The sequence below is a fragment of the Photobacterium piscicola genome (genome assembly GCF_046058925.1).
Taxonomy (GTDB): Bacteria; Pseudomonadota; Gammaproteobacteria; order Enterobacterales; family Vibrionaceae; genus Photobacterium; species Photobacterium piscicola.
This window is the reverse complement of the sequence record NZ_CP175534.1, coordinates 1,755,311-1,768,023: the sequence shown is the minus strand read 5'-3', so window position 1 is coordinate 1,768,023 and position 12,713 is coordinate 1,755,311. Positions and strand designations below refer to the sequence as shown.

Sequence of the window (12,713 nt, the reverse complement as noted above, 5' to 3'; positions counted from 1 at the left end):
ATCATGGAATTTATAAAAAATCATATGAATAACAATATTAATAAAATATCAATGCCGTTAGCGGTGACATTATTAATGTTTCCACAAATCATCGAAACCATGTATAGCCCAGCATTAACGTCAATTAAAACCCATTTTAACGTTACGGGTTCAACTGCAGCACAAGGCATGTCGGTGTTCTTTATCACCTTTGCTGTTGGGGTCGTTTTTTGGGGTAGAATGTGTGACATCATTGGTCGTCGTTATTCGACACTGATTGGACTCATTATTTTTATCAGCTCTGCTGTTTTCACTTTATACGCATCGACATTTACATTACTTCTTATCGGCTTTGGTTGTTGTGCCTTTGGAGCGGCGGTGGGTTCAGTCTGTACTCAAACGATCCTTCGTGATTGTTACCAAGGTCCAGAGCTCGGACGGGTATTTTCTATTATTGGAACATCCATTGGCATCAGCCCTATTATTGGCATGATAACGGGCAGTTGGTTAACCGTTAATGGCGGCTATAAATGGGTGTTTATCGGCATGATAATACTAACCAGTGGCTTACTCTGCTGGAGCTTATTGCAATTACCCGAAACAAAACCAACTCAAACCCAACGAGATAGCTTGCTCTTTATCGGCACCAAAATGCTGAAAGATCTTCACATTTGGTACATCATGTTGATGGTTGCCATTTTTAACATTGCATTATTTTCCTATTATAGCCTTGCCCCTTTTATGTTTGAAAAATTACATGTCAGCATTAAATTATTCGGCTATACCAGCGCTGTACTGGCGTTAGGCTCAATCCTTGGTGCAATGCTTAATATGCGATTACTACGTCGACATGTCATATCACAAACTATCATCACCCTTGCATCTATCATACTGCTCATAAGTAGTATTGGCGTTTATCTATTACAAACCTCAATTTGGTTTTTCTTACCGATGATTTTTATATCACTGTCATTTGGTTTAGCTTTACCTAATTTATTAAGTACCGCATTAAATAATTACCGTGATCATTTAGGCACTGCTGGCGCATTACTGGGGTTATTTTATTATCTCGTCATTGGAGCCGGTTTACATAAAGCCGCTATAGTGGGCGATCTTGGTATCACACTTATCATCTGTGCCATCCTTGCGATAACACTGGTACTCTTTCATCATATTAATAGATGGCTTCAATAAAACCAGTACGATAACCACCTAACGCTATTTACCCTCTCTTTCTTCGTTTATCTCAAATACAACTAAGCCGCAATAATGCGGCTTAGGGGGTAAAATCAATTTAGTTTATAGTATTCGAGTCGGTAGCTCTGGCAAATGAGTACCCGTATTTGATGGGTAAATAATGTATTCCCCATGAAATTTAACTTTAGACTTATAGTCAGTAATTTTGAATAACAAAATTCCATGTTGGTAAGCCGTATCAATAAACTGCTGCACATTACCACGTACGTACAAAGATAGAGGTTTAACTAACTCACCCTCATCATTCATTGATGCTGCATATTGCGCTGAACAAACAACTAATGATGCTTTACCGTCTGTATGGTGACTCACTTTACGATTCACTTCGTATTCATTAGTCACTAGCCAATCTTGCTGTTCTAACGCGGTATAAAACGTTGTCATTACTGCTGATGTAATCGCAATTGATTGTCCTTGCTCATCAGTGACTTTAGCGTAAGTTTCCGCTAAACGTTCAAAATGCAATTTTAGCTGTGCATTTTTACCCATGGTTCGTGATTGTTGCTGCCATTCCTGCAATGTTTTCACTACACAGCGATCAAAACTATGTTGTTTAAGCACTTTTGTTACCCAAGCACTCAAAAAAATACTTTCACTGACAGGGTTCTTCTGTGCTTTACCTGTTGCTTGTGCCTCTTGTAAAGCCACTAACCCGCTGTTAACTACATTGTAAATTTCATTAAAAAAAATGGTCATGATTTATTTCAAACAATCCAAAAATATCAAATCACCACACAACCTTTAAGCTGTGCGGGCAAGGAACCAATAAAAACCAGCCGATAATATAGCACATGATGCCATGGTCAATGCCATTGGCCATGCATTACTATCCGGCATTAATGCAACCAGACCACCAACAATAGAACCAATACCAAACCGGAACGTTCCACCTAAAGAAGAAGCAGTACCCGCCATTTGTGGATAGCTCGATAATAAACACGCCATGGTGTTACTACCAATAGTAGAGAGTGTACCGATAAATAACGCAACCGGAATAACAACACCCCATAAGCCTAACCCTAGCCATTGCCCCAAAAATAGCAACACACCAGCGGTTAATTGTATCGCTAACCCAAACCGCAACATCCAATGGGTACCTTTTCGTTTCACAAAACGGCCATTGATACTCGTAAACAAAATCATGCAAAGAATGTTCAAACAAAAGTAGTAACCAAAATTCTCAACACTGACGCCATAAATATCAATGTAGACAAAAGAGCCAGCGGTTAAGAATGTAAACATACCAGCGAAAGAAAAACCACTGCAACACACTAAGCCAAATGCAACTGGATTAGATAGTAGTCGTTTGTAATTTTTTATGATTGACGATAAATGAAACGGCATCCGTTTTTCTTTGGGCAACGTTTCTTTAATTTGGAAAAGAATAGACACTAAAACAATAACAGCAAAAACAGCTAACGCCCAAAAAACCGCACGCCAACCAAACCAAACGGAAAGATGACCACCCAACACTGGGGCAACTAATGGTGCGATAGTCATAACCAGTGTCACAAATGACATGGTTCGAGAGAACTCTTCGCGTTCAAACATATCACGCACAAGTGCGCCAATAATAACCGCCGCAGCCGCACCAGCAAAACCTTGCGCTACACGCACAATAGTTAACTCGGTAATATTAGTACTTAATGCACCTAAAATAGTTAACACTAAAAAGCTCACCGTACCAGCAATGAGCATCGGACGACGACCATAACTATCAGCTAATGGGCCATGAATTAACTGACCAAAAGCAAAACCTGCGGTATAAGCGGTTAAGGTGACTTGAACAGCACCAGGAGAAACTAAAAAGTCTTTGGCAATATTGGGCATTGCCGGTAAATACATATCAATAGCAAAAGGAGTTAAAGCGGCAATTGCACCGAGAATGAGAATGAGCTGTAAACTCAATTTAGATGAGGCTTGTTGAGTCATAAGGATTCTTTTTTATAAAAATAACAACGATAGGCCGAATATAATTGCTATTGAAGAGACAATGACCCTATTGTACGCTAAAAAACAACAATCATTCTTTCCTAATAGGAAATAAAAAATTTCTAACGGTTGTAACCCAAAGAGATGTTGTTGTTTAATATATCACTTATAAAAAAAGCACAAATAAGGCTATTTATGCTTTTTAGTTTTTAAAACAATCATTAAGATTATTTAGCTAGAAATGATGCAATCTCTTCATCCGTTAATGGACGGTATTGACCAGGTTCAAGATCTTCATCTAGTTCAACCGTACCTACGCGCTCACGGTGTAGACCGACAACACGATTACCTACCGCAGCAAACATACGCTTAACCTGATGATACTTACCTTCAGTGATGGTTAAGACACCCTCACGTTCACCTACAATTTCTAACTTTGCAGGTCGAGTAAGCTCTTTCTCACCATTCAGTTGTACACCAGCTTCAAATTGCGCAATATTTTCAGCAACAATAGGATCAGCCGTTTCTACAAAATACACTTTCTCACACACATGGCGTGGTGAAGTAATACGGTGTGACCATTGGCCATCATCTGTTAATAATGTTAAGCCGGTTGTATCACTGTCTAAACGTCCAGCCACATGCATTTTTTCAGGGCTAACTTCATCAAACAATACAAAAACAGTCGGATTGAAATCATCAACATGTGAACACACAAAACCTTGTGGTTTATTCAACATGAAGTAACGAGGCCCTTGCAGGCGAAGTGGACGACCGTTAAATTCTACATTGTTATCGTCACCGACAGAGAAAGAAGCACTGCGAACAATTTCGCCATCAACTTCAATCATTTTATCACGAAGAAGTTTACCGGCTTCTCTACGGGTGATACCTAAAGTGGTACCTAAGAATTTATCAAGCCTCATTGACTGGCTCCGCTACTTACAAAAGATTCGGTATTATAGGAAGCAAATCACAGATATGCATTAAAAACTTCATTTTCGAACACATTCATGCTTTAAACACATTGAAACGGCAACAAACAACAATAAAAATAGTTAACGCTGCCGTTATTTCATTAAAAATATGAACATTTCTATGACTCAATTGTCATATATCTGCTAGATTACAAATTAAAAAAATATTCACTCTATGCAAATACAACAACTTACTCACACGTTGTAATCAATAAAGCTTTCAAGATAAGGCTTTAACTTAGGGACTCAGTATGAACATTTCTCTTCGCACACCAATACTTTCTTCATTAGATAAATTTCTTCAGTTAATCGATGAATTATTTGATTATGAGGCCTTACCTCAAAAGGCAGAGCAGACCATGATCGCGGCGAAGCAACTGCTAAGTAATCCAGAATTGGGACAGGCATGGTTCATTGAAGTAGAACAGCACGGCGTTAAACATATTGCTGGGCATATTATTGTTAGCTACAGCTTCAGTCTTGAGCATGGTGGTAAAATTGGTTTAATCGATCAGTTCTATTTAAAAGCAGATTGGCGTCAACATGGCATTGGAACTGAATTATTACCACAACTTGAAGCATTGGTCATTCAAGATGGCGTTAAAGCATTATCACTTGAGGTCAATATCGGTAATGCGGGTGCACGTAATTTCTATGAAAAGCATGGCTTTACACCACGTCGTCAATTTTGCATGATGACAAAAAACTTAACAGAATCTCCAGTACCAGCCACTCTTGCCTCATAAATTAACCTAATAATGACGATTAATCTGCATTTAAGCCTTGTTTTGACAAGGCTTTTTTCGTTATAACTAAAGGAAACCTAAATACAGGTAGCCACACCCCTTGTTCCTCGCTACTGGTTTATATAAAGGAAAATAACAATGTTAATAAGTATAATCGTCTTTATAGCACTGGTTGCTGGGTTATATATTGCAATGCGCAACAGCCTTATTGGTAAAAAGAACCAAGTAGCAAATGCAGAGGCAAGCATTGATGTCATGCTGAAAAAGCGATTTGATTTACTCCCCAACTTAATTGAAACCACTAAAGCTTACATGAAGCATGAGCAGTCGGTTCTAACTGAGTTAACCGCATTACGACAACAATCACAGCATGTCGATACGGCAAATAAACCACAATTAGATAAACAGCTATCAGAAGCTGTTTCTCACTTTAAAATTGCGGTTGAAGCCTACCCTGATTTAAAAGCAAGTGAGAATACAGCCCTGTTAATGCGTTCAATTAATGAAACGGAAGAGCAAATTTCAGCCGCTCGTCGTAGTTTTAATGCCGCAGTAACACGTTATAACAACGCCATTGAAATGTTTCCATCAAGCTTTATCGCCAATCAAATGATGTTAACCACTTTACCGTTATTTGAAATTACAGACGTAGAACGCACTAACATTGATGCGGCACGTTTATTTAAGCAGTAGGACATCAGTATTTATGGATAGTAAACTTACTGTACTTTACGAAACCCATCTTAAACCTCAATTAGAAGCGCTTGATCAGGATCGTAAAAAAGTCATCAAACAATATTGGCTATCATTACTGCTTGGTGTCGGGTTTGCCGCTATTATCATTCCATTAAGCTTTATGTATAACTTTCAAGCTTTTGGTATTATTTTTTCGATTATTATTGCCATCGTTATGCACCGTTTATACAGCAAGCGATGGGATCAATATAAAAAAGATTATAAGCATAAAATTGTCACCAAATTAATCAGTTCTATTGATAGCAGCTTTAGTTATAAGCCAACACAATGTATTGATAAACTAGATTATAAAAATAGTGCCCTCTTTGGTCGCCACTATGATCGCTATCGCGGTGAAGATTTTATTGAAGGCCAAATTGATAAAACATCGTTACGTTTTTCTGAGTTACACACGGAATATAAAACCCAAGGTCGAGATAACAATGGCAAAAGCCAAGACCAATGGCACACGATTTTTAAAGGGCTCTTTTTCGTTGCTGATGCGAATAAACATTTCTCAGGTCAAACGACCATCATGCCGAAAAATCATAGTATTTTTTCAGCGATGGGACAAAAACTCTCCGATATTTTCAGCAATAACCAACAACAAGTTATTCTTGAAGATCCAGAGTTTACGCAACTGTTCAATGTGTACAGTAACGATCAAGTAGAAGCACGTTATTTACTGTCGCCAGCAATGGTGCAGCGGCTGATCAATTTCAGTAACCGCTCAGATCATACGATAGCCTTCTCATTTGTTAATGATCATCTGTATATTGCAATTTCAAGCTCTAAAAATTATTTTGAACCTAAATTGTTCCAACAAGCTGACTCACTAACATTTATTGCTTCTATTTATTACGATCTAAAGTTTGTTATTAATATCGTTGATGAACTCGATCTCAATACTCGAATCTGGACAAAGCCATAACAACCTGTCATAGATTGCAGCCATAAAAAAACGGAAGCTCAAAGCTTCCGTTTTTATTACATATTATATGGCAACTAATCGTCTAATCTGCCAGAAATGCCGCTTCCAAAAAGTATGATGTAAATTTGAAATAGACACCCCTCGCGAGCTTGCTGAGTTCATAAAATCACCATTAGAAAGATAAATCCCCACATGACGTTCATTACGTCCTGTTTTGAAGAAGACTAAATCCCCTAACTTGGCTTGATCCTTACGCACTCGTCGACCTAGCTTTACCTGTCCTAACGTTGTTCGAGGTAAATATCGATGAAATACCTGACGGTACATCTTCATCACAAATGCAGAGCAATCAATCCCTCGATGGCTTGAGCCACCAAAATGATAAGGTGTCCCTTTCCATCCATAATAAGCATGGAAAATTTTACGTTTCACCAAGCGAACATGTCGTCGTTCTTGTGCCTTTGTAAGGTGATGAGCCTTACGTACATGGTGTTTATAGTGTAATGTGTGCCCTTGTCGCTTACTTTTATGTAAGTAATGACGATGAATACGAGCATGATGCACTGTTACATGAGCAGTCGTTCGCGTCGTCGACGCAGCGGCATACCATGATAAAAATGCCGATAAAACGATAATAATTCTGAAAATATAAAGCATTGGTCGAATTTTTAATTATAAGTAAAGATTATAGCTAAGTTACAATGTAACATTATTATTAGTGCTACATTGCCCTATTTATGCAATATATAAATTCAATAACGACCACGGCTATTACTTCAAAATAAACCTTATTTCCTTGACAAGTTTTATTTTACGCACTCTAACCAATTGGACGTTCATTCAGTAAATTATTGCTCTCTGTTTAGCAACCGTTAGCACTTGCCAAAACACTGGTTAAATGTACACTAGTAACAGTTCATTTGTCATAGATTTGCTGTATGTATACTTTACGTCCTTACCAACAAGATAGCGTTAACGCTACCATTCATTACTTTCGCAAACATAGCACACCCGCCGTTCTTGCTCTGCCTACTGGCGCAGGTAAAAGCCTCGTTGTCGCAGAATTAGCACGTATTGCTAGAGGCCGCGTTCTGGTGCTCACTCATGTAAAAGAGCTGGTGGAACAAAACCACGCTAAATATGAAAGCTATGGTCTTAAAGCGGCTATTTTCTCTGCGGGATTAGGACGAAAAGAAACCGATCAACAAGTGGTATTTGCTTCAGTTCAATCAATGGCAAACAGTCTTAATAAATTTCATGAACAATTTTCATTGCTGGTTATTGATGAGTGTCATCGCGTGCCTGATGATGAAAATAGCGCTTACCGCAAAGTTATCAAACATGTACAAACCGTTAATCCCAATATCAAAGTGCTTGGATTAACTGCCACCCCTTATCGATTAGGTACAGGCTGGATCTATAAATACCATACCCGTGGTCAAGTAAAAACGGAAACCGAGCGTTTCTTTCGCGATTGTATTTTTGAATTACCTATTCGTTACTTGCTTGATGAAGGTTTTTTAACTGAACCTAAAGTAATGGATATGGCGGTATTAGGTTATGACTTTTCATCACTGACACCATCCAATACAGGTCATTATAAAGAATCAGATCTTGATAGTGTGATTGAACAATCAGGCCGCGCTACACCAATGATCATCGAACAAGTCATCGATTACGCCAAAGATCGCCGCGGTATTATGATCTTTGCCTCTACCGTTAATCATGCTCAAGAGATCATGGGTTATCTCGCACATGAAAATGCTGCACTTGTTATCGGCGACACTCCTCTTGATGAACGCGATCGAATCATTAATGATTTTAAAGCACAAAAAATCAAATACCTTGTTAACGTATCCGTATTAACCACCGGTTTTGATGCGCCCCATGTTGATCTTATTGCCGTATTACGCCCAACAGAATCAATTAGCCTTTATCAACAAATCGTCGGCCGTGGTTTACGGTTATTTGAAGGTAAAAAAGACTGCCTTATTCTTGAATATGCGGGTAACTGTTACGATCTCTATCAACCTGAAGTAGGTGATCCTAAACCGAATGGCGACAGTGAAGTGGTAATGGTTCCCTGCCCTGCATGTGGTTTCAATAATAGCTTTTGGGGCAAGCTTGATCCTGCTGGCTTCCTCGTTGAGCATTATGGTCGACGCTGCCAAGGCTATTTTGAAGATGACGATACGGGTGAGCGTGAAGAATGTGGCTACCGTTTCCGCGCTAAATATTGCGAAGAATGTGGCGCAGATAATGACATTGCCGCTCGCCGCTGTCATCAATGTGATGCGGTGATGGTTGACCCTGATAAAAAGCTACGCGAAGCATTAAAGCTCAAAGATGCAATGATAATGAAATGCACCGATATGCGCTTAGAACCGGGTAAGAATAAGTTTGGTAAGCCACAACTTAAAGTGGTTTATATTGGCGAAGAAGACAATGAAATTAACGAGATTTGGCAGTTATCAACTAAGACTCAAAAAAGTGACTTTCTCACCAAGTTCATTAATCCGCACTTAGTGGATAGGCATCGCCCCTTTACCGATACCGCCCCGACAAAAGTGGCGAATAACGAACATCGATTACGCCCACCAGAAATCATTATTGCCCGTAAAAGTGGCCGCTTCTGGGCAATTCGCGATAAACTTTTCGATTTGGATCAGTATCAGAAAGGCTGAAGCAATAACTGATTAGCTGTACTAACTTTTACTCGTCTTACAGCTAAGATACTGGTTTTGAAGTTTATAGTTGGCTAGAAGTTAGTTAGTGATCGGACTCTAACCAAGTGGTAAAGCATGGGGAATAACAAACAATAACGTTCAGATTATCTTTATGAACAACATGTTACCTACCTAACTTTACAAGGAAAACGTCCAGCTACTATTGATAGTTATAGTCGTGCACTTCATCATATTACTCACCATTGAATAAATCGCCTGATACGTTAACCACCGATGATCTCAATTGATAATTGGCTCAATTAATTAAAGCCCATTCATGGAGCACCGTCAGAATTGATCGTAATGGATTGTGAAAGTTATGAGTGTCCTATGTTTTTCTTATCTGTTATGTGCGCACTTTTCAATCTATCAATTTAAGATCTTTTATTGCAAGTTCTCTAGTTATAGCAATAATATCATTAACAAGAATCCCACAAGCTTTATGATGTTCAACAGACCTTTCAAGAAAGTCTCCGGTATCTTCATTATCATCTTGAGATATCTTTTCGTCATAAAGTTTTGATCTAAGCTTACTTAACAATGCCTCAATACCTTTAAGCTCTGGATCAAGGTACAATGATTTAATAGAGAATACACTTTCTAAATTTGTGAAACTTTCTCTTGTATGATTTGATAATTCTTTACTTGCCTTAATTGCAACCTCAGACTGATATTTTTCATTAAATGCATCTTGTTCATCTTTAACATACTGAGCATAAGATTCCTGATGTTCTTCATTTTCATAATCATAACAGCCAGATCCAATATGAATAAAACTATACAAATAATCATTCATATATAACATTTGTTCATCTAAGTATTTTTTCGTTAAATGTAAACATTCCAAAATGTCTTCATAAGCAACTCTTTTTGTTTCCCATACCTGCTGCTTTACCCAGTACTTTTCATTTAATTGACTCTTTATGCTTTCTACTGCATCAGTACTTTTTTTCAGTTGTTCTATTGCACCATTAAAGTCATGTTTTGTTGCTAGATTCTTCACTCGATTTTTAACATATAAGCCAGCAGGCCCCACAATACACGCTGTTACCATTGCTGGTATAAAATCTATAAATTCCACAAGGATTCCTATTGTTGATATTGATTAGCAGTTAACGCCTGCATAACACGTTTACTATTATGCAATTATACTTAATATTGACACCTTAAAACGAGAAACACCCGGCAAACTGAGATTGCCGAGTGTAGTAAATCGTGCTGATGCATTTGTTGAACGAAGCCGCTGTGCGGCAGAGTAAAGCAGACAGCGATTAAGCTACCTTTAATACTCCTTATAATGAAGTATTAAAAATGAATCACTAACAACAGCAACGTTAAGATTATCTTTATGAACAATATGTTACCACCTAAATTTACAAGGTAAACGTCCAGCTACTATTGATGGTTATAGTCGTGCACTTCGTCGCATTACTCACCATTGAATAAATCGCCTGATACGTTAACCACTAATGATCTCAAACGATACTTTACTCAACTGATTAAAACCCATTCATGGAATACCGTCAGAATTGATCAAAATGAATTACGAAAGTGATGGGTGTCCTATGTTTATTTTTCCTTAGCCTAATATCCGTCATCTCGGAAGTGAGGCACGAACTATCCGTGATCTACTCAACGCGTGATCGAGCCTTAAAGACGTCAGTGAAACACGTTAAATTTCACGTAGAAACATAGAATCTATAACACTGAATAGTAGATTCTCTATTACTCATATTGAATAAATTGACTGATACATTAACTACAGAGGATCTCAAGCGATACTTAGCTCAACGGATTACAACCATTTATGGAGTACCGTCAGAATTGATCAAAATGGATTACGAAAGTTATGGGTGTCCTATGTTTTCAACAAAACAAAACATTGGACAGCCATATGTTTTTTCACGTCATTAGTAGTATTTTTTCGATAATAGAATCTATCAATAGCTTTAGATATATGAAGTTCAGCAGAAGCACCTTCCGAAGGGGTTTCACTAGCTTTATTTAATTCAGACTGTGTATTTATAAACATAATTACTCTCTATTTTCTACTTAAAACTATGCTTATTTTTCAGCTTAGCCTGCCTAATAACTTTAGATTGAGGTGCAGTAGCAACATAACGCCTTCATAACACGTTTGCTACGATACAGACCTAGCTGAATTTTAATGCCTTAATCACTAAAATTAAAGGCAAACTGACAACGCCGAATGTAGAAAATCATGGTGATGCAATTATTATAGCGTTCCATCAGTTAAATACTTAGACGCTACCCAACCTTTAATTTTTCCATCACTAACTAAAGACCAACCATTTTGATTACTCTCGACAATTACCCTATCACCTCGAATAACTTGATTTACAATATTCGCTTCTGCTGATGGCTCAGAACGAACACGCAAGCTTTTCGCTGTAACGGTTTTATAAACTAATTCAACATCACTGTCATTGCCATTTAATAAGGCTGAAAGCATAAAAATAATACCGAGCCCAACTAATATTTTAGTAAAAAGTGAACCTGTATTTTTTGGTGACGATACTTGTCCTTGAGAGGAATTTTTCGATAAGTTCTGGCTATATGAAAAACCAGAACCAGGAACTCCAACCGTCGCCTTAACTCCTTTTTTACCAATATTGATCGTTGCCCCTGGCTTTCCAATAGATGTACTAATCCCACTTTTGCTTAGGTTTATATTAATACCAGGAGCAATTTTGATTCTTTTTCTAAATTTAAAGCCCATATCTAACCTGTAATCTTATAATTTTCAGCCTGAAATTATCACGTTTTAATAACCATGAAAATAATAATGATAATTAGCCTTGAGATAGTGCAAGAGATAGCTCATTTTTGAATTCGAAAAGGAATCGTAAAGAGCTATAACAACTTATTATATTAACGACTTGCCCGAATTTGTTCTTTGAACCTGCGCCTGTATTTTATTCGTAATTATACAAAAAACATTACAAATCAAACATATTATTATATTTACCACCCGATATAAGTCACAAAATTAAATATATTCCTTTTAGCTTTATTCCTAATACTAATTCGGGTATCCATTAACAAAACATTCAAAACATTGGACAGCCATATATTTTTATTTTAAATAGAATAGAATCAAAAAAAAACCGACGAGTTATTTGCACGTCGGTTTTTATTATTTGAGCTTACTGTTTGTCGTCGTTCTAATGAATACGACCAATACGGTTGAAGCGAACGCCATTAGGTAACCAATGCGGCCACATTGAACCAGCATCATGATTGAAGGTAAAGCTGATCCAAATAAAGGTCGCTTTACCAACTAAGTTCAGTTCTGGCATAACAATCACTTGGGACAGCCATATATTTTTATTTTAAATAGCATCTAAAAAAAACCGACGAGTTATTTGCACGTCGGTTTTTATTATTTAAGCTTACTGTTTGTCGTCGT

General features: G+C 37.6%; 11 protein-coding genes and 3 pseudogenes. 7 read left to right on the top strand and 7 right to left on the bottom strand.

Annotation, left to right across the window (positions count from 1 at the left end; genetic code table 11):
- Positions 1-24 precede the first annotated feature (24 nt).
- Positions 25-1,173, top strand: coding sequence for an MFS transporter (locus ACJZU6_RS08450; protein WP_408900933.1), 1,149 nt, complete (start codon positions 25-27; stop codon positions 1,171-1,173).
- A 105-nt stretch (positions 1,174-1,278) separates the two neighbouring features.
- On the opposite strand, the gene ACJZU6_RS08445 is transcribed toward ACJZU6_RS08450, so the two are convergent.
- The 3 genes from ACJZU6_RS08445 to rsuA all read right to left on the bottom strand — a co-directional run bounded on the left by ACJZU6_RS08445 (position 1,279) and on the right by rsuA (position 4,094).
- Complete coding sequence (locus ACJZU6_RS08445) at positions 1,279-1,932, bottom strand: DUF2913 family protein (protein ID WP_327779757.1); 654 nt, start codon at positions 1,930-1,932, stop codon at positions 1,279-1,281.
- Between the two features lie 45 nt (positions 1,933-1,977).
- Positions 1,978-3,168 carry a Bcr/CflA family multidrug efflux MFS transporter gene (locus ACJZU6_RS08440; protein WP_080157605.1) on the bottom strand — a complete coding sequence of 397 codons (1,191 nt, stop codon included), beginning with the start codon at positions 3,166-3,168 and terminating at the stop codon, positions 1,978-1,980.
- A 227-nt stretch (positions 3,169-3,395) separates the two neighbouring features.
- Positions 3,396-4,094, bottom strand: a complete 699-nt coding sequence (rsuA, locus tag ACJZU6_RS08435) for a 16S rRNA pseudouridine(516) synthase RsuA (RefSeq protein ID WP_408900072.1) — start codon at positions 4,092-4,094, stop codon at positions 3,396-3,398.
- A gap of 302 nt (positions 4,095-4,396) precedes the next feature.
- Here rsuA and ACJZU6_RS08430 point away from each other — a divergent pair, with 302 nt between their 5' ends.
- The 3 genes from ACJZU6_RS08430 to ACJZU6_RS08420 all read left to right on the top strand — a co-directional run bounded on the left by ACJZU6_RS08430 (position 4,397) and on the right by ACJZU6_RS08420 (position 6,557).
- Complete coding sequence (locus ACJZU6_RS08430; protein ID WP_080157607.1) at positions 4,397-4,891, top strand: N-acetyltransferase; 495 nt, start codon at positions 4,397-4,399, stop codon at positions 4,889-4,891.
- A 138-nt stretch (positions 4,892-5,029) separates the two neighbouring features.
- Positions 5,030-5,584 (top strand): LemA family protein, encoded by a 555-nt coding sequence (locus tag ACJZU6_RS08425; protein ID WP_080157608.1) that lies wholly within the window; start codon positions 5,030-5,032, stop codon positions 5,582-5,584.
- A gap of 13 nt (positions 5,585-5,597) precedes the next feature.
- On the top strand, positions 5,598-6,557 hold the full coding sequence (locus ACJZU6_RS08420; RefSeq protein ID WP_158258939.1) for a DUF3137 domain-containing protein: 960 nt from the start codon (positions 5,598-5,600) through the stop codon (positions 6,555-6,557).
- A gap of 63 nt (positions 6,558-6,620) precedes the next feature.
- Here ACJZU6_RS08420 and ACJZU6_RS08415 read toward each other — a convergent pair whose 3' ends face one another.
- Positions 6,621-7,214, bottom strand: coding sequence for an NlpC/P60 family protein (locus ACJZU6_RS08415; RefSeq protein WP_080157610.1), 594 nt, complete (start codon positions 7,212-7,214; stop codon positions 6,621-6,623).
- A 281-nt stretch (positions 7,215-7,495) separates the two neighbouring features.
- On the opposite strand from ACJZU6_RS08415, the gene ACJZU6_RS08410 reads away from it, so the two are divergent.
- Both ACJZU6_RS08410 and ACJZU6_RS08405 read left to right on the top strand, forming a co-directional pair.
- Complete coding sequence (locus ACJZU6_RS08410; protein WP_107276339.1) at positions 7,496-9,241, top strand: DEAD/DEAH box helicase; 1,746 nt, start codon at positions 7,496-7,498, stop codon at positions 9,239-9,241.
- A gap of 138 nt (positions 9,242-9,379) precedes the next feature.
- Positions 9,380-9,594, top strand: a pseudogene (locus tag ACJZU6_RS08405) (phage integrase N-terminal SAM-like domain-containing protein); the annotation flags it as partial.
- 50 nt (positions 9,595-9,644) lie between these two features.
- Here the strand turns inward: ACJZU6_RS08405 and ACJZU6_RS08400 are convergent.
- Positions 9,645-10,364 (bottom strand): hypothetical protein, encoded by a 720-nt coding sequence (locus ACJZU6_RS08400; RefSeq protein ID WP_107250689.1) that lies wholly within the window; start codon positions 10,362-10,364, stop codon positions 9,645-9,647.
- Between the two features lie 263 nt (positions 10,365-10,627).
- On the opposite strand from ACJZU6_RS08400, the pseudogene ACJZU6_RS08395 reads away from it, so the two are divergent.
- Positions 10,628-10,832 (top strand): annotated as a pseudogene (locus ACJZU6_RS08395) (phage integrase N-terminal SAM-like domain-containing protein); the annotation flags it as partial.
- Positions 10,833-11,519: 687 nt separating this feature from the next.
- Here the strand turns inward: ACJZU6_RS08395 and ACJZU6_RS08390 are convergent.
- Together ACJZU6_RS08390 and ACJZU6_RS08385 are read right to left on the bottom strand one after the other, a co-directional pair.
- Positions 11,520-12,023, bottom strand: a complete 504-nt coding sequence (locus ACJZU6_RS08390) for a DUF4236 domain-containing protein (RefSeq protein ID WP_327766497.1) — start codon at positions 12,021-12,023, stop codon at positions 11,520-11,522.
- A 445-nt stretch (positions 12,024-12,468) separates the two neighbouring features.
- Positions 12,469-12,603: pseudogene (locus ACJZU6_RS08385) on the bottom strand (S26 family signal peptidase); the annotation flags it as partial.
- Positions 12,604-12,713: the final 110 nt, after the last annotated feature.

Bases quoted from the DNA above. Each gene is read 5' to 3' on its own strand.
- ACJZU6_RS08450 (WP_408900933.1), top strand. From the start codon at position 25: ATGAATAACAATATTAATAAAATATCAATGCCGTTAGCGGTGACATTA.
- ACJZU6_RS08445 (WP_327779757.1), bottom strand. From the start codon at position 1,932: ATGACCATTTTTTTTAATGAAATTTACAATGTAGTTAACAGCGGGTTA.
- ACJZU6_RS08440 (WP_080157605.1), bottom strand. From the start codon at position 3,168: ATGACTCAACAAGCCTCATCTAAATTGAGTTTACAGCTCATTCTCATT.
- rsuA (WP_408900072.1), bottom strand. From the start codon at position 4,094: ATGAGGCTTGATAAATTCTTAGGTACCACTTTAGGTATCACCCGTAGA.
- ACJZU6_RS08430 (WP_080157607.1), top strand. From the start codon at position 4,397: ATGAACATTTCTCTTCGCACACCAATACTTTCTTCATTAGATAAATTT.
- ACJZU6_RS08425 (WP_080157608.1), top strand. From the start codon at position 5,030: ATGTTAATAAGTATAATCGTCTTTATAGCACTGGTTGCTGGGTTATAT.
- ACJZU6_RS08420 (WP_158258939.1), top strand. From the start codon at position 5,598: ATGGATAGTAAACTTACTGTACTTTACGAAACCCATCTTAAACCTCAA.
- ACJZU6_RS08415 (WP_080157610.1), bottom strand. From the start codon at position 7,214: ATGCTTTATATTTTCAGAATTATTATCGTTTTATCGGCATTTTTATCA.
- ACJZU6_RS08410 (WP_107276339.1), top strand. From the start codon at position 7,496: ATGTATACTTTACGTCCTTACCAACAAGATAGCGTTAACGCTACCATT.
- ACJZU6_RS08390 (WP_327766497.1), bottom strand. From the start codon at position 12,023: ATGGGCTTTAAATTTAGAAAAAGAATCAAAATTGCTCCTGGTATTAAT.